The organism is Roseiconus lacunae, from assembly GCF_008312935.1.
Classification (GTDB): domain Bacteria; phylum Planctomycetota; class Planctomycetia; order Pirellulales; family Pirellulaceae; genus Stieleria; species Stieleria lacunae.
The window spans coordinates 1-26130 of the sequence record NZ_VSZO01000013.1; the positions used below are offsets into that span (position 1 = coordinate 1).

Sequence of the window (26130 nt, forward strand, 5' to 3'; positions counted from 1 at the left end):
TCAAGCAACCAAGGCAAGCCTCAGTCGCTCAACAGCGATCTCGCTTTTGCTGAACTCAACAGAAGTTTCACCACCAAATTGTCAATGATCGGTTGGAAAGCCGTTCGCGTTTGCGGCTGGCGTTTCCAAGGAGGCGGAAAGATAGGGGCAGGCTCGCTGTCTCGCAAGAGGCATCGATGAAATTTCTGAAAATAAGTTTCGAAGCTCCTCGAGGCGGGCCAAGAAACCGTCGCCTGGCAGACGCCCGAAACGCGGTTTTCCCGTGTTTCGCAGGGTTTGCCGCGTCAATCTGGGAAAGACGCACCAGCGTTTCCGATTCTATCACCAGCACGAATTTGCCACCGCTCCGCTAACCGATACCGAAAAAACAGGATCTCGCGATCCAACGAAACCCTTTTGCTTGGCAACCTTCCCGCAGGATTCCAAACGGATGTCGACCTCCAGTGACAACCCCGACGCGCAACTCGATGCGTTGATCTCGCGAATCCACTCGCTGACCGGAGCAGCAAAGAAAACCGCGAGTCTGACGACGCCGCGGCCGGCAACTCCGCAACAGCCAGGCCAACCGCAGCCAAATCAACCACAGCAGGGGCCTCCCGCGCTCCCGAATACCCGGCCGCAAAGCCAACCACCTCAGAACCAATCGCCACCAAGCCAACCGCCGGCGACTGCTTCACCGGCAGCAACTCCGCCGGTAGGCGCCCGGCCGCCGATGACGCCCACGCCGCAAGCAATGCCAGCGGCGCCGCCCAGTCGTCCTGTCGGCACGCCCGGAGTCCCTGGGGCACCTGCGATCGGGCAACCCAACGCTAACACGCCGACGCGACCCCGCCCGGCCAATGCTCCGGCCCCACCGGCGCAAGTTGCTAAACCCCAAGCTCCTCCCAAGCCAGTTCCCGTAGCACAGAGCCCTACACCGCAAGCCACGGCCAACCCCAAAGCCGTGCCAGCGGCGGACGCAGCAAAGGCGGACGAGTCCGAGGCACCGACCGGTGGACCAAAGCAAACCCTCGGCGCGGCGATCGAAATCCCCGCTGGACCGCTCGGGTTCAAGGGCTCCCGAGACGAACCTTGGCGCCCGGTCGAGCCCGAAACGCTCTACGGCGGTGGCATCAACGAATCGATCTTAGAAGCGATCGTTTATCGCTACTTGTTGACCGCCGGCGAAAGCGAAGGTCGTAAGATTGCCGATCAGGTGAAACTGCCGTTCCGTCTGGTCGAGCCGATTTTGACTCGCTTGAAGATGGAACAAAACATTGCTTATAAGAACGCGACGGCAACGAATGACTATGTCTATATCCTGACAGAAACCGGACGACAGATCGCAAGAAATCACAGTACTGATTGTACATATTTCGGCGCCTGCCCGGTGCAATTGTCTGATTACATCAAAAGCGTAAAGTACCAAACGATCGAAGGTCAGTATCCGAAAAAAGCCGACTTGGTAAGGGCGTTTAGCGACTTGCTGATCAATCCCAAAATGCTCAATCGGCTCGGACCTGCGATCGCCAGCGGACGTGGGATGTTTCTCTTCGGGTTTCCCGGAAACGGCAAAACTTCAATCGCCGAACGGGTTACCGGCGCGTTCGGAAAGTACATCTGGATCCCACGTAGCGTTGACGTCGATGGCGATATCATGCGGGTATTCGACCCGATGAACCACGAGATCGCGATGCCGGAAGAGTCGAGTGGGTTGCTTGATATCGGCGGTTTTGACAAACGCTGGGTCCGGATCAAACGGCCCACGATCGTCGCCGGCGGTGAATTGACGATGGAGATGCTGGAGGTCCTGCACAACCCCGAAAGCAAGATCAGTGAATCACCGCTGCAGATGAAAAGCAATTGCGGCACGCTGGTTATCGATGACTTCGGGCGTCAGAAAATGCGTGTCGACGAGTTGCTGAACCGTTGGATCGTTCCGTTGGAAAAACGTTATGATTATTTGAACATGGCCAGTGGTAAGAAAATCCAAGTGCCTTTTGATCAGTTGGTGATCTTTAGCACCAACCTGGAACCAAAGGACTTGGTCGACGACGCATTCTTGCGTCGGATTCCTTATAAGATCGAAGTCGAAAATCCTCCCGAACAAGACTTTCGAAAGCTATGCGAGATCATGTGTCGGGTGACGAAAGTTCCGTACAATGCGGATGCGATCGACTACTTGGTCGAGGCCCATTACAAGCCGACCAATCGCCCGTTTCGAAACTGCCAACCGCGTGACTTGTTGCTGCAAGTCCGTAACTACTGCTTGTACAACGATCTGGAAATCGAACTGAAGAACGAATACCTCGACTTCGCCTGCGAAAATTACTTCTCGGTCATGTAGGCCGATCTTATGCTTGGAAGTGCCCGGCGCAATCGTGTCCGGTGCGTTATTGTGGCAAGCCCGTTACCATGCCGCTTCTGGTTTGATTTCGGAGACCTTCGGCCCGCGAGATGACTTCTTCATCCGGGGGCTGAACCCTCGGCCTGAGTGTCACATCGATGATGCGTTCATCGCGAAGTTCACCCGGCCACAACGTTTCGGTGATAAAGTCAATGCCGGGCCACTGATACCACGGTGGATTAAAGCGTCGACGAATTGTCTCTGTTTCGTAACCGTCCGCTTCGATCCGGAATTCGCGTGTGGCGTAATACGTAAACGGGGTCGCCGCCGGCGACGATCCGATGACTTGGTTGTCGACCGAGACCATCGCTCCGGGCGGGTTGGTCCGCACCGTCATGCGGCGGCGAACGCAGCCGGTGCAAAGCAACGTTCCGGTGCAAACCAGGAGCACCGTGAAACCGCAATGGACGTGAAACTTGGCTCGCAAAACGCTGACCTTCATGGGAGGCGTTGGATCTTGAGAAAATCTGACAACATTTTCCGTCCTACCAACTCCGGCCAGATTGATGCCAGGGCAATTGACCCGCCAGGGGCGTTCAGTTTCGCCGCCCCTCAATGGAATCGACGCAGAGCCCCGCGTGCGCGCGTCCGGGCAACACGATTGCAACCACGATCTCTGAGATTTTTGCCTCGTCCGCGGCTTGAGACGCCGGCAACGCAAACGAAGCGGCGGTTTCCGACCACTGCCGATCTTCCAGCGACAATGGTTTTCGAAGTAGTTCTGACGAACCCTGACGCACCACCAGTTCGAAAGGTTGAGCCCCAAGATCGTTTTCAGGACCTGCCAGTTTCGCGCGAAGATGCACGGTGTAACGGTAGCCTCGGCACACGGGAAGTCGCTGGGACAGTTCCCATGGCAGACTTCGATCGCGTTTCAGTGAACGTTCAGACGCCGGTTGCAAACACAGGTATCGTGTCGCCCCGTCAGGACCTTCGCCGTGATGATGCGACATTCGCGGTCGAGCGCTCGAGTTGTTTGCGGTATCGTTCGCGGCTGTCGAATCGCGGGCCGGTGTCAGATCCCAATAGCGGCCGATGGGCAATTCAAATTTGTTGTCAAGGATCGGAAGCAATGCTGGCGGGCCTGATTCGGCGGCTCGAATAATTTCGTTGACCGACGCGTTCGGCAATTCGGCGACTTGGTCCGCGATTTCTTTTAGCGAGCGTATTTTACCGAGTAGTTCCTGCTTACGGCTTTTGTCATCGGTCGCACGAATTTGCTTGAGCCAGACGGTTGCTTGTTGTCGGGCGATATCGGCAAACATCGAGACGTCGCAAGCGGGGTCGAGTCGTCGGGCCTGGGCGATCGCCCGGACCGCTTCGTCAAAGTCTCCGGCGCGAACGGCTTGCTTCGCCACCCCAAACCAAGCGGTCGATCGATGGCGTGTGGAAACGGCAAGTTTGGCGGCTGATCGATAAAGCTGCTCGATCTCGGCGTTTGACTCGGCGGACTGTTCTTCGAGGACGCGAGCTAAACCGAGGATCGCGACGATGCGGGTTTCGTCTTGATCGAGGACACTGCGGAAATGCCGCTCGGCGTTGTCGTATCGATTGGAATGGTAGTCGCACCAACCAAGAATCTGGTGCGCACGTGTTTGAAGTGGATCTAACTCCATTGCTTTCGACGCCCAAGACCGTGCCGAAGGGCGTTGTTCGCGGGAGAATTCCAGCGAAGCGAGTAGCGCCGCTACTTCGGCGATTTGTCGGTCGTCGAGTCCGACTTGTTGAGCTGACTCAAAACGCTCGGTGGCGTATTCAATGGCCCGTTTTCGGCCGCGTAGATCTTTCAGTTTCAGGATCGCACCGTCGAGGTTCTCGGCGACATCGAATCCTAAATCAATCGCTTGGGACAGCGAATCGATTGCGAGGCGATGTTGTCCGACAAACGCGGCCGTCGCACCCAGGTGCCAGTACGCCCAGTCCTGTTCGGGGGAAAGACGGACGGCGCTGCTGGCGTCACCGAGACTCTGTTTGAGTAACTCGTCGATGCGTTGCTGCTTACCGGGCCAGTCGGTGGCTTCCTGTTTCATTTGTAGGGCTTGTTCGAGCCCAACGGTGGATCGGTCGGCATGGGCAAATGCGGTCGAAGGGCGAATTGCGATGCAGCGCCCGTATTGCGTCTTTGCTAAATCAAAATAGCGAATCGCTTCGTCAACGTTTTGGGCACGTTGGGCTGCTTGGGCTTTTAAGAAGTAAGCCTGCCCCGCCGTCATGCAAATCCAATAATCGTCGGGGGCTCGATCGAGTGAGCGACGTAGTGTTTCCAAAGCGACTTCGACCGCATACTGTTCTTCGCTCAGGTTTTCGTCGCGTGGCACGAACGTCACACCAAAATCTTTGAACCACGTTTTGTACGCAGGGTCGACGCTGGCGATCAAACTGGCGATCGAAAGCTCCAAGCCGTCGGCCGGGTTGCTAGGCGGATTTAGCGTTGCCGGTTCGACTCGTGAACCACGATGCAAACGGTAGTCGGCGATGCTTCCGAGCCAGATGGCTGATTGGCTGGGGCGAAACGTACGGATTCGGCGGGTTAATTCAGCGGTCGCTTTGGCTTCCGCCGTGCCGATTTCGGATGTAAGAAAGCTACGCAGCAAACGAAACATGCTGGGGGTCCGTCCGCCTTTTTCGCCTCCCATGACAATGACCATCCGCTTGAGATAGATCGAATTGAGTGCCGTTAGAACTCGGTAGACCTTCCAACGCACGGCGTCCGCTTGGGTGGGCGAAAGGTCTTCGACCGGCAGGTGGCTCCACCAATCGGAGGATTCAAAGACGTTAAGCTTGCCGAGTGACGATTGCAGAAGGATGGCCGCTTCGGTGTCTCGGGCAAGGTAATCCAAGTCCTCGCCTTGCCGGACCAGCGAAACGAATTCGCCGAGCCGCCGCAGTCGTTCGCGCTTCTGTGTCCAAACACGTCGGCGCCGATCAAACTCTTTGAATTCCCCCATCCGGTCGACGGCCAGGCTGGCCAGTGCCGCCGCATCGGCATAACGATTGTCACGGATCGCCGCTTCGGCCCGTTCCATCGCGGCGTCCACCATCGCCTCCGCTTCGTTTCGCCGCATCAACGCTTGCTGCCTGATCTCACTGGCGGCGATTGCTTGACGTCGTTCCGATTCTAGTTTGCGGCGGGCCATTTCATCGCGAATCGCGACCCCGGCGATCGCTCCGATCAGCAGCAGAATCGCGGTCACCGAAATCGCGGCGGCTCGGGCGGGATTCCTTCTTGCCAGGCGAAAGAGTCGTTCGGTCGGCGGCGAGCGGTAGACACTGACAGGTTGATCGCCAAGGTAATGTTCTAGGTCGACGGCCATTTCGCCGGCGGACGCATACCGCAAGTCTGGATCACGGCGCATCGCCTTCATCGCGATCGCCGAAAGAGCGCGCGGGATCGGAGGATAAATCGCGTGCGGGACGTCGATTCGACCGGCAATGATTTTGCGAAACGTCGACTCAAGGTCCGCTTCGCCTTCGTGGGGGGCACGGCCGGTGAGGATGAAGTACAGCGTCGCACCAAGGCAATAAATGTCGGCCGACTTACCGACTTGATCGATTTCGCCACGAGCCTGTTCGGGACTCATGAACCGTGGCGTTCCCAGCGTCATCCCGTGTTGGGTTTGTTCGACCGATGACCCCGGCGTCTTCTCTTGGGGGGCACCCTGTCGTTCTTCGGGCGGCGGGGCGGGCCACTCTGCCGCGTCTGGCTGACTCTCTGGTTCGCCAGCATCCACGGTGCGTTTGGCGAGCCCCCAGTCGACAACCAGGGTTTGCCCATACGCGCCCAACATGATGTTCGATGGTTTGAGATCACGATGGATGACATTCCGGCTGTGTGCGTAGTCGACTGTCAAGCAAACGTCGCGGAATCGATTCAGCAAGTCGCGAATCGCGTCTTGTTGATACCATCGCAACTTCCAGCGTTCGGAAACATTGGGAAGGTGATCCGGTGGTTCTAAATGCTGAAGGACAACCTCTTGCAGTGTTTCCCCCTGGATCAACTGCATCGCATAAAACGGCCGCCCATCGGGATGGTTGCCCAGCGAATAAATGGGGACGATGCCAGGGTGTTCCAAGTAACCGGTCAGTTCGGCTTCGCGACGGAAACGCGCGGCGGCATCATCGTTATCTGCCCATTCCGGGCGAATCTGTTTCAGTGCGACCGTGCGAGCTAACTGGTTGTCCCAAGCGATGTAGACCTCGCCCAAGCCGCCGACGGCGTGGCGACTGCGAATTTCAAATCGCTTGTCGGGATCAAGCGGTACCGACTCCGAAGAATCTGGACCGGTCGCAATCGCACCGCCGAACAGACCTGAACCCAAGAATTGATGGTCGTCACAGTGCTGCAGCGCTTCGAGTAACGAGTTGACCTTTTTGTATTTTTCAGGATCGTTCGCGCAGGCCTCGCGTACGAACGCGTCTCTTTCTGAAGCGTCGTCAATTTCAAGGGCGGCGGTAGCGATGTCATCCACGTCCATGTGGCCATCATACCGCGTCCCGAGGTGAACGTTGCACGGTGGGGCAATGTTTGATCGCTGTCGTTCCGCGACCTTGTAAACTCTGAATCGAGACAAGCCACAAGTGATCTGTCCGGAGGCGGGAGGCAGGATCGTTTGTTGCGGCGGAAACCGTGGCTAACGCCAGTCGGCTAACCCTCGTTTCAGACGTTGTTCAAGTTCTGAAAGACTTGCCGATTGGTCTGCATCTGACGCTGTGCCGCGTCGGCGACCAGCGTTTGGCATTCGTTGATCTGGTTGATGATGTCGGTGACATTATGAATCATCTTGACCGCCGAGTCGGTGTCACGATTGATCTGATCGACCTGCTGAAGCACCGCTTCGGTCGCATCGTTGGTTTCCTTGGCGAGGTTTTTTACCTCGCCGGCAACTACGGCAAACCCTTTGCCAGACTCCCCGGCTCGGGCTGCTTCGATCGTGGCATTGAGAGCGAGCAAGTTTGTTTGTTCGGCGACCGCCGCGATTGCCTTGACCACGTCACCGATTTGGTCGCTACTGGCATTCAATCGCTGGATCGATTCATGAGCCTGCACGGTCGCATGCACTGCTTCGCGAGAAACCTCTAACGCGCGGTCGGTGTTCGTGGAAATGTGTTGAATGCTTTCCTCGAATTGATGAACGGCATCGGCCACATGTTTGGCACTATTTTTTGCGGTCGACGTCTCGCTGGCTGCGGCGCTCCGTTTGGTCATCGCTTCGGCTTCTTCGGTCACACTACGGCTGTAGTTATACGCGGTGAATCCGACGATGGCGGTGGTGACGGCACAGGCGATTCCAGCCTGTAATCGCAGTGTCGCGGCAACCTCGGCGGCAACACTTTGTCCGATCCCCCAGTAAAAGACACCGAACTGAGCGCACAAAATGACGACCACTGTTACGCAAAAAGAAATCGTCTTTGAATTCATCCAACCACGGCCCTATTGAAATGGTCCAGCCGGCATCACTTAGGTGACGCTCCCATTGCTTCGGCAGACTGGGTCCAAGACTACGAGTGAATACGCAGAGCCAGAGACCCCACAATGACGACGCGTGATCTCTGAACGAAAAACAGTAAGACGTGGTTATGGTGTCGAAAGTTGATTTCCGATCGGCGGCGGAAATCACCCATTAATTGAGGGGGCTGCCTCGTCCCGCTGGGGCAGATTCGTCATAGAAGGCCGCCGCTTCGGCGAAGTTCTGCCTATAACGTTGACGCAGTTAACGGTGCGACGTCAACGGAACCTTGATTGAGGGGCAGCCGCCGGGGGTTTTGCCAACATTCGAAGTGGGAATTAGCCGAGTGTCATTCGCGATGGTTGCCGTGCAATAACCGGGCGAACGCACAGCGGCTGATATTTCAAACTCAAACGTCTGGTCTAGCCGAACATTAATTACGGCGACGTGAGGAGTAGCTTCTTCGGCTGCGGTGTGCGGCGCGGCGTGCTTGTTCGGTCATTGCCCCGGCCGCTTCCGCCATCGCGCCAACCAACAAGCTGGTGACCGGATTTCCGCCGACTTGTTGAGCCGCGGAAGGACCCCATCGCTGCGCACGTCGCAGGTCTTGCCAGAGATCGTCAATGTCATCGGCTTCGTTGACTCGGTCGATCCGGTCTCCGACATTAAAAGAATCGAGGAACTGTGACCGGGCGGCATCGAATTTTGCGGCGCGAAATTTTTGCATCATTCGGCCCAGGGCATCGAGACCACGCTGCAGATCACGGACTGTTTTCCGCGAACGACGCTGCTCTTCGTCGAGGCGTTCAAGGCTGGCGTCGATCCCTTGAATCCGGGCAACGATTTGGTCATCGGTGACTTCAACCGTTGACTTCGCTTTGGAATCCAAGTCCGTCGTCTTGATCGCGGCCAGTCTTCGTCGGAAGACTTCGATCGCTTCGCGGTAGAATTCACCTTGCGGATTTTCCAGGTCGTCGAGTTGGTCTTCCAGCGATTCGGATCGTTCGCGAGTCTTCTCCAAGCTCTTCAGCAGCGTTTCGCGTTCGGCCGTCAATGAGTGGACGGTTTCGATCGTTTTGGGCAAGCCGCTTTTTTTGACGACATGGTCATGCCGTTGTTCAATTTCTTCCATCACCGTTTGCAGTGCCGCGCGGTCATTGGCGATGATCGAACGCATTTGGTCGGGGGTTTGGGTCAGAAAGTCATAGCTTTTCTTGGCTTTGGAAAAATCAATGTACTTGGCCAACCAACGATCCATCCGCCGCGTAAAACCTCGGCTGCCGTATCGGTCGGTTCCATAGTTCTGCTCGATGAGGTAGCTAAACAGAGTGCTTTTCTTGAACCCTGGAAGTTTACGAGCGGCGTCCTGTTCGATTTCGTTGAGGTTTGCCTCGGCACGCTCGAGTGCCGTTTCGGCCGCCGCGGCACGCTGGGATAATTCGACAAAGGTCTCGTCTTCGGCCAGTTGCCGCTGGATGTCGGTGGCCAGGGCGTCACGTTTTTCAGTGGCCGTGTCCAGATCCGCGTTGAGCTGTATCAAGCGATCTTCTTCGATCGATCGGCGATCATTGACCGCTTGAGATTCGAGCCGACAGCGGCGCCGCTTGTCCTGCATCCGCATCAGCACGCTATTAAGACTGCTGCGGACCTCCGGCCACGTCGCCTCGATCGAGGTCGCCGATAACTCAGGCAGATAGTGACGCGCCAGGTCCAGCAAGGCTTCACTGCGGTCGTCTTTTAGCTCCCCATGGTTGTCATCAGATTCGACCGATTGTTGCCGCGTCGATTCCAAACGGTTTTGCAGACGCTTGAATCCGTCGATCAAGCTGCGGTGCATCTCAGGACCAGAGATTGGCATCGTATTGAATCTCCGGCAGGGGTTAAACAAACAGGTAAATCAATCCGGCGGCCGACGCGACGCCGGCAAGCGACCAGATCAAACGTTTTCGCCACACCCAGCAATGGGCCAGGAAAGACTTGAGCCCTGGTTCCGGATCGTGGTAGGTGTGTTGCGTCTGAAGATACTGATCGATGGCCGCTTCGATCTCCTCCTCGGTGACGTGGTCGCCGGAAAGCCGCGCCGTGCGCATCAGTTTTTCTCGCAGTGCGATCCGCATTTCGTCGCGACGAAACATGACTTCGGCTTGTTCGCGTTGGTCACGCATTTCGCGGGCAACATCCAGTACCCGCAGCGTTTCTGCGATCGAAAGCTGGTGCTCCGGAGGGGCTGCGGCTGATTGTGTCGCTTGTGCTTGGCTCATCTAATCCACTCGATGCTGAATTCGTCCGTACTATTTTGGCCTCGGCAACCCTTCGCTGCCAAGCCGATGGGGGTGAAGAATTCATGACACCATGCTGGAACGATTGCATCGTGGCATGTAAAGCGCTAACTTACTAGGGTTCCCGATCACGCGATTCGGGGCGCGCGTCAATCGGCATGCGATGTCAGTACTGGTGATGTATTGCGGTGGTGCTCTCGCATTCACCGCGGTTTTGAAATGCCGCAAGATCAAACGCACGCCGTCCCGGTGAAAAACGAACCCTTCACTCCCTGTTGTTTCCTTTCGAAACCTCGTTGAAAGTATTATGTCTAAACAAGCGACCGCATCGGCATCCCAACAGCAGCCCGCCCCACAGCAAAGCGGTGGCAAGATGCGGGAGTACCTGGACAACGCGATTGGCGTGTTGCGTGAGTTCGGAATCAACAGCAAAAACTCCGCACCCCAAGAATTGATCACGCTGCTCGATAGTGTGAAACATCTCGACGAAGCGAAAGTCTTAGCGATCGCCGACGTGATCCAGCACATGGGTGCGTTCAACGCCTTGGTGCGTGAGAACGTCGAAAGTATCGAAGTCGGTAACCGTTACTTGCAAATCACCCAAGAGTTCGACTCGATCCGTGAAGACAGTAAACGTCTGATTGCACAATTGGACGACGGGAAAATTAGCGGAACTGAAAAGCTATCTAATTGGTGGATGAAAATTCGCCGTGGAACCCCTAACGATCGCTTTGAAAAGATTGTCGAAACCTACGCCGAGGTGGCCAACGACACAAAAAAGGCTCTCAAGAGCGAAGATCTGATCATGGATGCCTACATCGATTTTCGGTTTGCGCTCAAAGAAGCGGAGGTATTGGCTCGTGAGCTGTTCGATGATCACCTTCCTGTTTTGGAAGCCGCGAAGCAGCAACTCGGCGACGCCCAAGACGCGCTCGATCAATACACCGGCACCGACGAAGCCGGCAAAAGCCAGCTGGAACTCGCCCGTGACGAAGCGCGTCAGAAATACGAAGAAGAAGACGAGACTTATCAGCTTCTCAAAGACATCGCCGAAAACCTACAGATCGGTTACGACGTCGGCGAAACCTTGGTCACTAAACTGAAGCAAACGCACGATGTTAAAGAGCGTGTCTATCGTCGCGCGGTGACGTTCTTCACGACGAACGAACATGTCTTCACGATTTTGGGGACCGTCTACCAAAGTCAGCACGGGTTGCACGAGGTCACGCAAGCGACCGAGGCGATGAAAGAGGGCGTTAATAAAGGCTTGGAAGACATCGCGACGTTGGGAAGGGAACTCGAACGAGCGGCGCTGAAGGCGGGGTACGGCAGTACCATCGATCCCGAATCTGTTCAGAAACTGGTCGATGCGATCAGTGATTTCCAGGTCGAGTCGCTGGAAATGATCGCCGAGCTTCGCAAGGAGAGTGAACAGAGCACAAAGGCGATTCGCAAAAGTGTCGAAGAGGGAAAGAAAAAGTATCAAGAAACACTTGCCAAGCACGCTCGAAATTCAAGTCTTTCCTAATGCCTAGGTTTTACGATGCTCGAACCACTTAACTTGGCCCCGCTGACGGATGCCCAGACTCGTTTTCGCCGGGACTTCAATGATTTTGCCCGTGCGTGGCAAGAAACCAAAGAGGTTTGGAAAGACGATCGGGCGCGTCAGTTCGAGCAAGAACAACTCGGCTCGCTGGGCCCCAGCTTGAGCCGTTTCGCCTCCGGTCTGGCGGAATTCACCGAAACGTTGCGTCAGGCACAGGCCGCAATTGCGGACACCGACGCGGGGTCTCGCGAGGTATACTGAATGTAGCGACAACGGTCTGGAGAGGCCGTAAAAATGTGGACGCACACGCAGCGTCGGACGCCCGGACGCGGAGGCCGTCGGGTACCTTTTCACGTCGCGCTTCTCCTCGTCTTCCGGTGATTGCTCATGAAAGATTCGTCCGTGTCGCCCACGGGGTTGCTTTCTCCGACCCGCCAACGCGTCTTGCTCGACGCGCTGATCGCTCGCTTTCAAACTTGCCAAGGCGAACGCCAATCGTTGGTCCGCCAGCATGCCGCCCAACGTGATCAAGAAGAGCAACAGTTGGTCGCCGAACGCAATACGGTGATGGCTGAATGTCGGCGACAACGCTATGCCACACTTTCACAGTGGGATGCCGCCGAGGAAAAAGTCTTTGCCGCCTACGAGAGTGAAACGTTGCGGCTGCGTAATGAAGTCCATCGCCTTGCCTCGCTGTACCGTCGAAAACGCTCCGAAGGTATCGAGGCGATCGAACACAAGGTCGAATCCCGCCGCGCCGCCGTTCAACACCAGTACGATTCCCACAAGCACGAACCGGGGGAACAGAGCAAACGCGAGTTTGAAAAGATCAAGCAAGCGCTCGTCCCGATCGGCAAGGATATGGAGTGGACTTGCGAACTGACCGTCCGGCGACTTGATGGATTGCCCAACGTCTCGCCCGCCCAATCGCCCGAAGAGGTCGTTCCGTTCGAACGTCCCGAAACCATTCGCCAAACCATTGATTCGATCGGTCAGTTGACACGCCGAAGTAACGAATTGGTGCAAGAATTGCAAACCGGGGCATCGGTTCGGTTTGTCGATTCGTTTTACTTGCCCGCCGGGGTTGCCGCGGCGGTGGTGATCTGGATCGTCGCGGTGTTGTTGATGCAACCGGAAGCGTTTTGGACGTTCATGCTCTCGGGCGTCGCGGTCGCAGGTGTGATCGGTATCAGTTTGTTCGCAGCGCTTTTGCTGCCTCTGCGACGAAAGACACGGCGGATGTATCCGTTGATCTATCGGACCGCGCAGGCCGCAGAAGAGGTCGCCGAATTGGGAAGGCAAATCTCTACCGATCAAGCGAAGCAATCGAGTGAAGAATTGATCACTCGCCGCAATCAGCACTTCGAGCAAGCCGAGCACTGGCGCGACGAGCAGCTTGAACAGCTTGAACAGAATTTAAGTTCCGAAGAGCGATCCGCCCGTCAGGCATTGAACGACCAATTGGATCAATTGGCCAACGATTTCGAAAGTGGCTACGGTTCGCTTCATTCCGAGATGCATCAAAAGGCGGACGTCGTCGCCGCCGAAATCACCGCTCATTTAGCGCAGACGGATGCGAAGCTTCACAAAAAACGTGAGCACAACGCGAAGAAGCGACACACCGAATTGCAACATGTGACCGATCGCTTGCGAGCGGGCGTGCGTGGGGGGCTGGATCGAATTGCGATGCTGAACAAGTTCAGTAAACAACGTTTCCCGGAATGGGCAACCGTCGCCGGGGCGATTCATACGTCGGAGCCTAATTTAGATTTTGTTCCCGTCGGTGAACTCGCCATCGGTGATCTGTTGTACCGAACGATCGCGGCAGAAAGCCAAGCGATCGATGCAGATCTCGATCCCGTCGGGGCGATGTTTCATCCTGACGATATCCCCGACGCAATGACGATCGGGATGCATCGACGTCTCCATAGTGGATTGCTGGTCCGCGCGGCATCCGGGCACATGAATCAAGCGATCGAGCTGGTTCAGTCGGTCTTGTGGCGAATGTTGACCGGAACGGCCGGCGGGCGAACTCGGATGACATTGATCGACCCGATCGGTCGAGGTCAGAGTTTCACCTCGTTCATGTCACTCGCCGATTTTGACCCGGCGATCGTCGGGCATCGCGTTTGGACGACCGAAAACCAGATCGAAGCTCGCCTGGGGGAAGTCGCCCAGCACGCCGAAGATGTGTTGCAGTCGAGTCTACGTGATCGGTTCGAACGGATAGAGGACTACAACGTGTTGGCCGGTTCGATGGCAGAGCCATATCATGCCGTCGCCGCCGTCGGGTTCCCGGAAGGATTGACTCGTGGCGCTTACAAACACGTCAAGGCCTTAATCGAGAGCGGTTTGCGTTGTGGCGTGTTTGTTCTGATGGCTTGTGATGAATCGATGCCATGGCCGAGTGACTTGCCACAACCCAAAGACGCTCGCCTGCTGGAACTGCATCTCGATGCCGAAGGCGTTTGGAGTTTGCAACGAGATGGATTGCAGTCGCTTCCTTTCCGTCCGATGGCCAACGTACCGGTCGATGATCGGCCCGCCATTGTTGAGTCGATCGGCAAAGCCGCAAACTTGGCTGCGAAGGTCGAAGTCCCGTTGGGAAGCTTGCTCCCCACCGAGGGTGGTGACGACCGGTCCGATCACGGATTGGAAATTACAATCGGAAGCCAAGGAGGACATCGGACACTGGCATTGGATCTGGGCGAAGGAGTGAAGCAACACGTTTTGATCGCCGGTAAGACGGGGTCAGGGAAGAGTACGCTGCTTCATGCGTTGATCACCAGCGGCGCCTATCACTATCGGCCCGATCAATTGCAGTTCTACTTGTTGGACTTCAAAAAAGGCGTGGAATTCAAAGCGTACGCTGATAGCGAGATGCCCCATGCACGTGTAATCGGGATCGAAAGTGAACGTGAATTTGGTCGCAGCGTGCTGCAGCGACTCGATGCCGAGCTTCAGCAACGCGGCGAACTGTTCCGAGCCCACTCGACACAAGAACTCTCTGAGTTTCGTCGCGTCAGCGGGCAAGCGATGCCACGAATCATGTTGGTCGTCGACGAATTTCAAGAGCTTTTCGTGCGTGACGACAAGGTCGCCGCCGAATGTTCGATGTTACTCGATCGTTTGGTGCGGCAAGGGCGATCGTTTGGCATACACATCGTCTTAAGTAGCCAGTCGCTTGCCGGCGCCTATTCGTTGCCTCGTGCGACGCTGGGGCAAATGGCAGTGCGGATTGCGATGCAGTGCAGTGAATCCGATGCCGCACTGATCCTTTCGGACGACAACACCGCCGCTCGTTTGATTTCCCGACCCGGTGAAGCGATCTACAACGACGCCGGCGGCTTGATCGAAGGCAATCAACCCTTCCAAGTTGCTTGGCTAGCGTCGGACGAGCATCAGTCGTTGCTGAGGACCATCGCAGATCGTGATGCGATGTTCGCCGAAGAGTTACCTCCGCCGGTCATCTTCGAGGGCAATCGTCCTAGCCGTTGGACGCCCGCACTCGCTGGCGCCGCGATCGACAATGATGTTGATCGTCGCGAGGAATTGCAGAGCCTGCTCGGTGAAGCCGTTGAAATTGGAGCGCCCGTGTCGCTGCGACTGAACCGGAACGCGGGGCGAAATGTATTGGTCATCCCGCCGATGGATGCCCGTGCAGGCTTGCTCAGTTCGATCGTATCCGGATTTACAAAGTCGGATCCGCGATTGGAAGTCGTTTACTTCAACGGGAATCGACCGAATGAATCCCAGCCGATGTCGGATTGGTTCGCAGCTGCTGGAATCTCTACCAAAGAAGTCAAACCGCGCGATGCGACTGAGGAGATGAATCGGTTGGTCGAACTGATCAAGGAACGCGGGGATGAAGCCGTGGATGTTCCACCGATATTGGTGGTGATCGATCCACTGGATCGGTTTCGAGATTTTCGGCACGATGATGCGTTTAACTTTTCCCTCGATGCCGCAACCGGGCCCATGTCGGGTGGCCAAGCATTTCGTGAAATGTTGAAAGACGGACCACCGGCGCACGTCTATGCGATTTTGGTTTGTGGGAGCACCGAAATCGTGACACGCTGGTTGCCGCGTCAATCACAGCATGATGTCGAATTACGTGTGTTGGGGCGGTTGAATGCCGCCGATTCGTCCTTGTTGATCGATTCGCCGATCGCCAGTGAACTGTCAAATGCGACGATGCTGCTGTACGATGAACCGGCCGGTAAGCTGAGTAAGTTTAGGCAGCTTGACCTCCCCGATGCGAACGACGTTCAACAGTGGATCAGTAAGTGATGACGACGATCTTCAAGAAAATCATTGACAAAGAAATCCCCGCCGAAATCGTTTACGAAGACGACCAGTGCTTAGCGTTCAAAGACATTCACCCGAAGGCACCGGTTCACTTGTTGGTGATCCCTAAAAAAGAAATCGTCTCACTCGCGCATCTTTCTGAAGGCGACGGGCCACTGGTGGGGCATTGCCTCGTTGCACTCAGCAGGATTGCCGCCGAGCAAGGGTTGGCCGACGGCTACAAGGTCGCCGTCAATTGCGGCGAAGCGGGCGGGCAAGAAGTGCCGCACCTGCATTTCCATTTGCTAGGGACACCGGCAACGAAGTAATTGAGGTTCGCGTCAACGACTCAGCCGGGAAACCGATCCAAGGCGGGAGCGATCACTCCCGCCCGATGATTGTCCTGCGGTTACAGTTTGCTCGGGTCAACGACAACGTGTTTGACTTTCTGTCGCTTCCAGGTGTAGACGGCGTGCACCATGCCATCGTCGGATTGGATGATCGCGGGGTAGCTGAATTCCGCTTTCGCTTCTTTTTCAAGTGTCGCGACCTGTTTCCAAGATCGACCATCGTCTGAAATCGCCAGATTCAGCAATCCACGTCGCCCCCATCCGGTATCACCACTGTCGAGGTGATTGTAGATCAGCAGGTGTCGTCCGTCTTGCAGCGTGACGACATCGATTCCCGAATTCGGGTTTGGCAATTCAGTTGCCTCTAGCGGTGACCAAGTTTCGCCTTCGTCAGTCGATTCGGTACTCGCAATCACACCTTCTTTGGTTCTGCAAAGTGCGACCCACGCACCGTCGTCGCGACGCATCAGGGTCGGTTGGATCGCGTTGAATCGACTCGCATCATTGATCGGTCCGATCCGCTTCCAGTTTCCGGCGGGCACTCCGTTTTGAAGCGAGACTTTTTCGAAGTGAACACGCCAGCCTTCCGTTTCGGTCGATGATCCGCAAAGCAAGGTGCCGTCGTCAAGCAAGACTGGTTTACATCGGACGGGTCCATCGATGCCTTCGGGTAAGCGCCGTCGCTCGCGGAACGTTCGGCCTCGGTCATAGCTGACCATCATTTCGCCCCACCATGAGCGTGGATCCGGACCGACCTTGAAGAACAGTAGTAACGGACCGTCACCCGGCGTCTGGTAAAGAACGGGGTTCCAGCATGGGTATCGCAAGCCCTCGTGCTGGACTCCGGATGCGACCATTGACGGACGCGACCAACGGCCGCCGTCGTGATAGCTGGTATAGATACAGACATCCTTGTTCTTTTCGCGTGTCCCGGCGAACCAAGCTGCGACCAGCCCACGACTGGTCATGCAAACCGTCGAGGCATGGCATTGCGGCGTCGGTGGTTTGTCAAAGACAAACTCTTCGGTCACCACGGCAGCATCCGTTTCGGTCGTTTCGATGAACGAAGCGTTCATCTCTGCATTGCTGAACGTTTTACAATCATCGTGCTTGGCAAAGTACAGGCGACCGTTTTCGGCACCAACCAACAAATCGGGCTTGCCATCGTTATCGAAGTCGCATGCCGCCGGGCTGCTGGTATGACCGGCGACATTGCGATTGGCTAGGTTTCCGATCAATTTCAGCAAGACCTTACCGTCTTTCTGGGCACAGTTGCGATACAGTTTGGCATTTTCCGAGTTGATCAGCACATCCAAATGCCCGTCGCGATCCCAATCGACGACGTCCAACTTGACTCGTCCCGACCGACCGGCCGATTGTGTATTTAGTTGCAATGGTTTGCCATTCGCATCGACAAAGATCCGCTCGGCCGCACCGACGTTCCCGGTCGCTTTATCACCACGCCGCAGGGTCAAGTAACCTTGTTGATCAAGCAACACTAGGTCGAGAGCTTTGTCGCCGTCGAAATCGACCGACACGGGTGTGGTACGCCACTGGGTCAGTGCCGCAGGGGATTTCGTTTGCCACCAGTACCAAGCTGGTGGTGCTTCACTGGGGCCGGCCTCAAACGCGGCTTCGCGATAACCATCGCCATCGTTGATCAATACACCCAGTTTGGACAGGATCGAGTTGTAGATGATGTCACCGTCGCCATCGCCGTCCCAGTCGGCAACCGACAAAGTCGTGTAGCCCCACTTGGCTTCGCACGGTCCCTGGATCGACCCATTCGGCCCTGCCAAAACACGAAACGGTTTCAGCGAACCATCGGCTTGCTTGGTTTGCACCAACTCGGGGGCAGACCAAATCGGTTGTCCGTCGTCGGTTTGACCCTGATTAGTGAAGATCGCAATATTACCGGCGGTGTTTCCACAAACGATGTCTTGGTCGCCATCGTTGTCGATGTCATAGGCATAAGGTGTCGCGAGCGCGCCGAACTTTAGCGAGTCGGCTTCTTGTTGGAAGTAGGCCGGTGGGGCGAACACCGGGATTCGACCGTCCAATTTTCCGGTGTTTTCGATCAACGCCACTCGGCCGTCTTCATCACCGACGATCAAATCAAGGTCGCCGTCTTTGTCCCAGTCGAATGCGGTCGGCGTGATCATCTGAAGGTGCATCAACAGAGGCTCGCCGTGGCTGTCGTTCAATCGAACACCGGCTGCATAGTTGGGGGCCGTTCGCGAGCCGATGTTTTCGAAGTACGTGAATCCGTCGAGAAACTCTCCGCACAGCAAGTCTAAGTCGCCGTCGCCGTCAAAGTCGGCAAAATTCGGCGACGGCCATCCGAAGACGTCGATGTCCCCACCGGCAGCCTGCAAACGAACCGGGCGATCGGAATACTTCGCTTCGCCGTCGTCGCCTTGGTTTTCAATGACATAGACATAGCCATGCAACGGGCCGTTCTTCCAACGCCCCATCGAATCGTACGCATGGTCCCACGCCAAATCAGTCCAGTCGCCGACCCCGACAACCACGTCCTGGTCACCGTCGCCGTCGAAATCCACGTAGCGCCACATATTCGCCCGGACGCCATTTTCATGAATGTTTGCTTTGGGATAGATCTTCGTTGATTTTGCGAAGTCGAATTTGCCAGTCTTCGAATCACGCGGAACTTCGTTGCCGGGGCGAAGGATCCGCGGTTGCTGATCGACATAGCTGACTTGCATACTATGAACCGCTTTGCCGAGGCGAACGCCGGGGCGAAACACCGGCATCTTTTCACTCGAATCACCGCTGGTGTTTTCAAAGAAATACACCCCATTGGATGGCTTGTCCGGACAAGCGACCAATAAATCATGATCGCCGTCCCCGTCGTAGTCCATTGGCATGGGCCAAGCCCAAAGCCCGACACCAAGATCAACAACAAGGTCCGGATTGTTGTGTTTCAGTAATCGCAGGTTGTAGTCAGATTCGTCCGCTTGGCTGCCGCTGATCGGCAGCGCGACGGCAACGAATGACCAAAGGATTCGTTTGAACATACTTGAAAGGCCTGAGGTGGGAGGGCGAGGAAGGTAGAAAGGGTTTCGAATGAACGCCGAGATCACGCTATTGGGGTGCGGTCACGTTCGGGCGGCGAGGCATTCTGGCGTCCAGTCGTCGCAAGTGGTTGACCAGCGCCGTTCGCAAACGCTCGGTTTGTTCGGGAGAACGCTTCGACAAGTCGACTTGTTCACCGGGATCGTCGACCAAGTCGTAAAGCTCGACTCGGTCGTCTTCGGCGAACCAAAGTAGCTTGTGGTCACCGCGACGTAGTGCCGACTGAGGTTTCGTTTGGCTGACTGCCAAGTCATCGATCCCGATCTCTGGAAGAGCTTTCGCGTAGCCACGCTCGGGATGGTAGTAAGGGAAGTGCCAGACGAGGTCCTGGGGGGCGATTGTTTGATCATTCAGTAATAACGGAGCAATCGACCGACCATCGACGTTTAGGTCGCCGACTTGTCCACCGGCGAGTTCGACAAAGGTCGGAAGCAAGTCATAGCCGATCACCGGCGTTGCCGATTGAGTCCCTGGTCGGATGTGACCGGGGTAACGTGCCAACATTGGAACCCGTATCCCCCCTTCGTAAAGATTCCATTTCGAACCTCGAAGCGGACTGTTCGAAGTGTATTCGGGATGACCGCCGTTATCGGACATGAAGAAGACCAGAGTGTCGTCTGCTTGTCCGCTGGCATCGAGGGCGGTCAAGATTTGACCGACATGATGATCCAATGTTTGCAAGAACGCCGCGTACCGTACGCGTTCGTTTCGGCGGCCGATCTCTTGAGGGACGCTCTCGTCGTATTGCTTGACCAGCCATTGGCAGGGCGTCTTGACTGGGGTGTGCACGTAAAACGAGGAAGCCAGTGCGAAGAATGGCTGCCGTTTTGGTTCACGGAGGTAATCGCACACCAACTGAACCATCGCATCATCGGCGTAGGTGCCCGGATCATCGATCGGTTTCGGTTGAGATTTACCCCAGGCATAGGGGTGGGCACCAAAATTCTCGATCGCTACCTCGAAACCCTGAGATTTCGGACCATGTGTCGGACTCCAACCTAAGTAGCGTTTGTAGTGTTGGTTGAGGTGCCACTTTCCAAAGAATGCCGTTTGGTAGCCCTCCGCCACCATTGCTTCGGCGACGGTTCGTTCCTCGGTCGGAAGGTTCAACGTGAACGGAGGTGTTTGAAGCAGGAATTGTTCATTGACCGGTTGGCCGCCGGCTTCGGGTTTGGTCACGAATTCGAACCCCAAACGCGCGGTCGTCTTTCCCGTCATCAAACTTGCCCGCGATGCACTGCAAATCGGAGCCGAGGCATACCCGTGCGTCAGTCGCAGCCCGTCGGCCGCAAGGCGATCGATGTGCGGTGTTTGATGCCAAGGGTGCCCATAGCATCCCAGGTCCGACCAAGCGAGGTCATCGACCAGGATGAGTAAGATGTTGGGGCGTTCGGCGGCGGAGGCGATCGAAGGCGAAGCCACTGATGCCAAGATTACGGCAAGCCAGAGGCAACCGTAAGCAATCTTGTTGGTGCACGATCGCGAACGACGAGCGATACAATGGTCCGGTAAGCGGGGGCGTTCAGTTCGGTTCATCAGCGACCTCCGGTGGGACATGGCCTTGGAAATAATGGATCAAACGACCGAGCAGCAGGATGAACAGGGCTCCGAAGACGATGATCAGGTAGGGATGGAATGGGCTCGCAATCGCAGACAAAGCATCAGGCCATAATTCGGTGATCGAAAATGTCATCCAGGCAATCATGCTCATCCCGCACGCGAGAATGCCGATCGCTTGCAGCCCGGTTACCCGCCGGGACGTGATCCCTAACAGGAACAACCCGATGATTCCTGCGCCTAAGACACCCGATAGCGTCCACCAGATATCGAGAATGCTGTTCGTCAGACGCACCAATACAAGTGCCATCGCGGTCCCGAGGACTCCCCAGATCAACGTTGCCCTGCGAAGGACACCCAGTCGTGCTCCGTCCGACGCGTTGGGGTTTTTCATCCGAACGTAAAAATCGCTCATCACCAACGTCGCCGAAGAATTCAGTCCCGTCGAAACGGTACTCATCGCCGCCGCGAACACGGCGGCGATCAGTAGACCACGGATGCCGATCGGAAGATGAGCGGCGATAAAGTGTGGAAACACGCGATCGCCCAAATCCGTGTCTTGGAGTCCATCGGCGATCGATTGACGCCGCCTTTCATAATCGTCTGATTCGGGGCTGATACCGGCTTGCATCAATTTCTGTTCGACCACGATCTGTCGGACTTCGTCGAGTTCTGCCGGTTGGCTTTGGTAGAACCCATACAACGCGGTGCCGATAAACAAGAACAACGCACTCACCGGGACGTACAGCAACGCGCCCAGCCAAATGCTCTTTGCGGCTTCGCGATCGCTACTCGACGCGACATAACGCTGGACGTAACTTTGGTCGATGCCGAAGTTCTTTAGGTTTTCGAACAGCCCGTACGCCAACACGATCCAGAGTGTCTTTTCGCCGACCGCGGTAAGTGAAAGACTGCCGAACGAAAACTTGTCTTCCGACGAAGCGATCTCGATCACTTGGCTCGGTCCTTCGGGCATTCCGGTTAAAATCAAGATCACCGCAAGTACGGCTCCGGCAAGCAATACAAACGCTTGAATCGCATCCGCCCAGATTACCGCCGTGATGCCGCCGACGAACGAGTAGGCGGTCACGATGATCCCGGTGACTAGGATCAGCAGTCGGATGTCCCAGCCGAAGAGCACCGCCATCGGTAACGCCATTAGGTACATTACCACGCCAATCCGAGCGATCTGGAAAAGTAGGTAAAACGCGCTCGCAAATAGGCGTGCCCAAAGGCCAAACCGATGTTCAAGCAGCGAGTACGCGCTCACTTCACCAGACGCACGATACATCGGCAAAAAGTAATGCACCGCGATCCATGCCGCCGGCGGTAAGGCCAACGAAAACGCAAACGCATTCCAATTGCCGATGAATGAGTTGCCCGGCAAGGCAAGGTAGCTGATGCTACTCAGATAGGTCGCAAAGATCGACATACCACAAAGCCAACCCGGGAGCGATCGACCGCCCGCGGTGAAGTCGTCCGAAGATGTTTGCCGTCGCCAGAAGTAAACGCCGATTCCTAGAATCCCAGCGAAGTAAAGCGTTAGGACGGTCCAGTCGACGGCACCAAAAAAACTCTCGCTGGCGGTTTCCTGCGCTAGCATCCGCCAATCAAGCGGCAAACTCATTGTGCCGACTCCGGCAACGCTACGTCTGTGAACGGACCACGAAGTTCGTTAAGTGTTGCTCGCAGAGACGGTAGGAACGACGTGTACGTTTTGTCCGCGGCAACATTTTTTGTCTCGGCGGGATCGGATTGGTGGTCGTAGAGTTCGACGCCGACCAGTCGGTTGTCTTTTGGGTCGCGCCATTCGGTATAACGGAAACGTGTGGTCCTGACACTATGTCCCATCGCTTCCATGTCGTTGTAATACGCCGGCCGCGGGTGCTGGGTGAGGGCCGCGTCTTTTACCGAGACCACTTGTCCTTCCATCAGCGGTCGCAAACTAACGCCTTCGGGACCGTCAATCGTCGGGACCTGACAGAGGTCCACAATCGTTGGGTAAAGATCCAGTAATTCGACCAACGCTTCGCTTGACGCCGTCGCTGGTTTTTTGGGTGGGGCGATGATCATCGGAACCCGCGCGTCAAGTTCGAAGTTGGACGTTTTGCACCACAGCGTGTGATCACCAAGCTGAAACCCATGGTCGGACCAGAACACCACCAGTGTGTCGTCGGTCAGCCCTAGTCGATCAAGCTCGTTGAGTAACCGCCCGACTTGGGCATCCATGTAAGTGATCGCAGCCAGATAACCGTGACGCAGTTCTTGCGCGTCCGCATCGGAAAGCGGGGCGGGTTTTTTTCCCCAGAGTTCCTGACTGTTGTGCCATGCGATTCGCGGTGTATCGGTTGGCCAATGGTCACATTCCGGTGCAAGCATCGCCTCTCGATCGTACATGTCCCAGTATTTCTTGGGTGCGTTGAAGGGCAGGTGTGGCTTCCAGAACCCGACGGCTAAAAAGAAAGGCTGATCACTTTCGGCTCGCTCTCGCAGTGCCGTGAGCGATAGATCAGTAATGCGACCGTCAAAATACGCGTTGTCAGGCACGTCACGGCATTCACATCGAATGGCCGACGCGAAGTTTCGAGGGAGTTCGCCTTCGACTTGGGGGGTATCTCGGCGATGCGAATCATAGTGCATGACCGCGGGCACACTCCAAGATCTTGGATCGCCTTTTTCAGAGGTTCGCCAATTGTGATAGATCTTACCGATGTTCTGCGTGAAATAACCTTGGTTTTTAAAATGCTCCGGAAGAGTCACCACGTCTGGCATGCCGTCACGAAAGTGTTTCGTCAGGTTGTATAGTCGCAACGTGTCCGGTCGTCGGCCGGTCATCAAGCTACTACGTGAAGGATTGCACAACGCTTGAGCACAGTACGCGCGGTCAAAACGGGTTCCGCGGGCGGCGAGCTTGTCCAGGTGAGGCGTGATTGCGAGTGGATGGCCGTAGCACCCGAGGTCGCATCGTAAGTCATCGGCGGCGATGAAGAGAACATTCGTGCGGTCGGCCGCCTCGCCGACCATCACACCGATCAATACCAATGCTAGTGTGAAGCTATGTCTGATGGTTCGTACGCTCATCCGCAGTTTGCCTCCTGGGTTGAGAGACCGAGTTGATGGAGGATCTCCGCGACGCGAGCACGTTCGGGATCTAGGAATCGATTAAACGGATCGGCGGGAAGGTCTTCGCAGATGCCAATCAATGACAACGCCGACTTGGTCGCCTTGATATGGCGCGAAGCGTACTTGCCGATGTCGTAGATGCGTTGAAATTCGTTGACCTTCTCGAAGCAGCGTTTGGCCGTTTCTTCGTCACCGCATTTGATCGCGTTGAACCAACCGACGAACGCTTCAGGCATCACGTTGGCACCCCCGTTGACTCCGCCATCGCCGCCCAGTTCGATCGCCTCACGAAGTAGGATTTCTGGGCCGATCAACACCGACCAGTCAGGGCGAATCGATTTCAGCTTGCAGACGTCGCCAAAATAATCGAGATCGCCGCTGCTATCTTTGACGCCGATGATCGATTGAATTTCGGAAAGCCGTTGAAGCGTCTCAATTTCAAACCAAACCTTGGTTAGTCCCGGCATGTTGTAAAGCATCAACGGTAGCGGGATCAGCGGAGCAATATTCTGAACGTACCGCGTTAGTTCTGTCTGACCGGCCGGGAAGTAGTAAGGCGTCGTCAGCACCGCCGCATCTGCCCCGGCATCGGCGGCGTACTCTGCCAACGCAACCGTCTCGACGAACGCGGTGTCGGTCACCCCGACCATCACCGGGACTCGGCGGTCCACGATGCGAACAGTTTCTGAGATCATCTCCCGACGAAGACGATAGCTCAGACTCGGAGCTTCACCGGTCGTGCCCAAAATGAACACGCCGGCGACACCGCCTTCGATCACGTGATTGAGCAACCGCTCGAGTCCGGACTTGTCGAGCACATCACGCTGAGAAAGTGGCGTGACCATCGGAGGGACAATTCCCGATAACGCGCCGACGGACTGAAGATCAATGGTGTTCAAGAGATTTCCCAACGTTCGGTTTGCTGTGTTTGAATGGCTTGAAGAGTGACTTCAAGTCCGGCTCGGATGTGTGTTCGCATCGCGTTCGTCGCCGCCGCGCCATCGCCGGCGGCGATCGCATCAAAGATGGCTTGGTGATCATCGCAGGTGGACTTCATGATGTTGTCGTCGTAGCCATGGCGCGGGGTCGCAAAGACCCGAGTCAACGCGTTCGAGTTTTCGCTCATTCGCACCATCATTTGGTTGCCGCCGCTATTGATGACCAACATATGAAACGCCAAGTCGGCTTTCTCAAACTCCTGGGCTTCATCCGCTTTTGCGATCGCAGATTTGCGGCGATGTACCTTAGCGGTAATATCCTGCATGCGTTTGAGGGTTCGATGAATCGCCTGCTGCTGCGTTTCAGAGGCGCGCTCGGCAGCCTTGCCCGCCGCGTAGGTCTCGATGGCCTCGCGAACTTCGTACAATTCGACGAGTTCGTCGGCACCGATCGAACGCACGACGGCACCGAGCTGGGGGACCAGTTTGACAAAGCCCTCGTTGGCCAGCAGACCGATCGCTTCGCGAACCGGAGTTGCACTGATGCCCAATTCTCGGCCGATCGGACCGTAGCGAATCCGACTGCCGGGGGCAAAATCGCCGGCGATCAAACGACTGCGAAGATGTTGGTAGGCGAGTTGCGCGTTGGTCGTGTTCATGGCCGGTTCAACAGAGAGATACAGAGGTCTATAGACTTTAGGCGAAGCTTCCCTGACATGCAAGCATCGGCGCGAAACTCCGAGGTGCGTGTTGTCAGTGATCCGCCACAATCGTTTGTAATTCGGCACTGTCGCAAGATTCTCCGAATCGTAGACGTTCCGGTTACTTCAGCTTGCCGCCATCATGCGCTCGCCGCGAATTCGGATCCACTTCAGCGTCAGGTGATCTTTTCCCCTTTGATCGATCGACGGGGCTAGACGGATTCTCCTCGCACGTTGTCTTGCCGGAATCCACGCGGCACCTCACCGACGTTGTTTACCCTTCTCGCTTGGGCTAAGCAGGTAAACACGAGTCTTTGGGTTTAACCATCTGGATAACACCCTCACGCTTGCGGGAGGGTCGGACGAGCAAACGGCCGGGGAGGGTGCCCTCTCCGGGCCTGAAGGCCCGACTCTCCCAGTGGG

Annotated in this window: 16 protein-coding genes; 5 read left to right on the forward strand and 11 right to left on the reverse strand. The window is 56.2% G+C overall.

The window, feature by feature from the left end; translation table 11 throughout:
- The first annotated feature begins 430 nt into the window (after positions 1-430).
- Positions 431-2326: a hypothetical protein gene (locus FYC48_RS28445; protein ID WP_235034321.1), complete on the forward strand. Its 1896-nt coding sequence runs from the start codon at positions 431-433 to the stop codon at positions 2324-2326.
- A gap of 46 nt (positions 2327-2372) precedes the next feature.
- On the opposite strand, the gene FYC48_RS18475 is transcribed toward FYC48_RS28445, so the two are convergent.
- The 5 genes from FYC48_RS18475 to FYC48_RS18495 all read right to left on the reverse strand — a co-directional run bounded on the left by FYC48_RS18475 (position 2373) and on the right by FYC48_RS18495 (position 10094).
- On the reverse strand, positions 2373-2828 hold the full coding sequence (locus FYC48_RS18475; RefSeq protein WP_149498245.1) for a PEGA domain-containing protein: 456 nt from the start codon (positions 2826-2828) through the stop codon (positions 2373-2375).
- A 94-nt stretch (positions 2829-2922) separates the two neighbouring features.
- On the reverse strand, positions 2923-6861 hold the full coding sequence (locus FYC48_RS18480) for a serine/threonine-protein kinase (RefSeq protein WP_149498247.1): 3939 nt from the start codon (positions 6859-6861) through the stop codon (positions 2923-2925).
- Between the two features lie 182 nt (positions 6862-7043).
- Complete coding sequence (locus FYC48_RS18485; protein ID WP_149498248.1) at positions 7044-7805, reverse strand: methyl-accepting chemotaxis protein; 762 nt, start codon at positions 7803-7805, stop codon at positions 7044-7046.
- Between the two features lie 461 nt (positions 7806-8266).
- On the reverse strand, positions 8267-9691 hold the full coding sequence (locus FYC48_RS18490; protein ID WP_149498250.1) for a coiled-coil domain-containing protein: 1425 nt from the start codon (positions 9689-9691) through the stop codon (positions 8267-8269).
- Positions 9692-9713: 22 nt separating this feature from the next.
- Entirely contained in the window at positions 9714-10094 is a 381-nt protein-coding gene (locus FYC48_RS18495; protein ID WP_149498252.1) for a DUF6384 family protein, read from the reverse strand.
- 325 nt (positions 10095-10419) lie between these two features.
- On the opposite strand from FYC48_RS18495, the gene FYC48_RS18500 reads away from it, so the two are divergent.
- The 4 genes from FYC48_RS18500 to FYC48_RS18515 all read left to right on the forward strand — a co-directional run bounded on the left by FYC48_RS18500 (position 10420) and on the right by FYC48_RS18515 (position 16274).
- Positions 10420-11640 (forward strand): cell surface protein, encoded by a 1221-nt coding sequence (locus FYC48_RS18500; protein ID WP_149498253.1) that lies wholly within the window; start codon positions 10420-10422, stop codon positions 11638-11640.
- Positions 11641-11655: 15 nt separating this feature from the next.
- Entirely contained in the window at positions 11656-11919 is a 264-nt protein-coding gene (locus FYC48_RS18505) for a hypothetical protein (RefSeq protein WP_149498255.1), read from the forward strand.
- A 126-nt stretch (positions 11920-12045) separates the two neighbouring features.
- A complete protein-coding gene (locus FYC48_RS18510) occupies positions 12046-15948 on the forward strand; it encodes an FtsK/SpoIIIE domain-containing protein (RefSeq protein WP_149498257.1) in 3903 nt (1300 codons plus the stop codon).
- Positions 15948-16274: a histidine triad nucleotide-binding protein gene (locus FYC48_RS18515; protein ID WP_149498259.1), complete on the forward strand. Its 327-nt coding sequence runs from the start codon at positions 15948-15950 to the stop codon at positions 16272-16274. Before FYC48_RS18510 ends, FYC48_RS18515 begins: the two co-directional genes overlap by 1 nt.
- Positions 16275-16354: 80 nt before the next feature.
- Here FYC48_RS18515 and FYC48_RS18520 read toward each other — a convergent pair whose 3' ends face one another.
- The 6 genes from FYC48_RS18520 to FYC48_RS18545 all read right to left on the reverse strand — a co-directional run bounded on the left by FYC48_RS18520 (position 16355) and on the right by FYC48_RS18545 (position 25665).
- On the reverse strand, positions 16355-19330 hold the full coding sequence (locus FYC48_RS18520; RefSeq protein ID WP_149498261.1) for an exo-alpha-sialidase: 2976 nt from the start codon (positions 19328-19330) through the stop codon (positions 16355-16357).
- Between the two features lie 67 nt (positions 19331-19397).
- Positions 19398-20924 (reverse strand): sulfatase, encoded by a 1527-nt coding sequence (locus tag FYC48_RS18525; RefSeq protein ID WP_149498263.1) that lies wholly within the window; start codon positions 20922-20924, stop codon positions 19398-19400.
- Positions 20911-22572: a sodium:solute symporter gene (locus FYC48_RS18530; RefSeq protein ID WP_235034323.1), complete on the reverse strand. Its 1662-nt coding sequence runs from the start codon at positions 22570-22572 to the stop codon at positions 20911-20913. Before FYC48_RS18530 ends, FYC48_RS18525 begins: the two co-directional genes overlap by 14 nt.
- A complete protein-coding gene (locus tag FYC48_RS18535; protein ID WP_149498265.1) occupies positions 22569-24026 on the reverse strand; it encodes a sulfatase in 1458 nt (485 codons plus the stop codon). The genes FYC48_RS18530 and FYC48_RS18535 overlap by 4 nt, the downstream gene beginning before the upstream one ends.
- Complete coding sequence (locus FYC48_RS18540; protein ID WP_235034324.1) at positions 24023-24913, reverse strand: dihydrodipicolinate synthase family protein; 891 nt, start codon at positions 24911-24913, stop codon at positions 24023-24025. The genes FYC48_RS18535 and FYC48_RS18540 overlap by 4 nt, the downstream gene beginning before the upstream one ends.
- 50 nt (positions 24914-24963) lie before the next feature.
- Positions 24964-25665: a GntR family transcriptional regulator gene (locus FYC48_RS18545; protein ID WP_149498269.1), complete on the reverse strand. Its 702-nt coding sequence runs from the start codon at positions 25663-25665 to the stop codon at positions 24964-24966.
- Positions 25666-26130 lie beyond the last annotated feature (465 nt).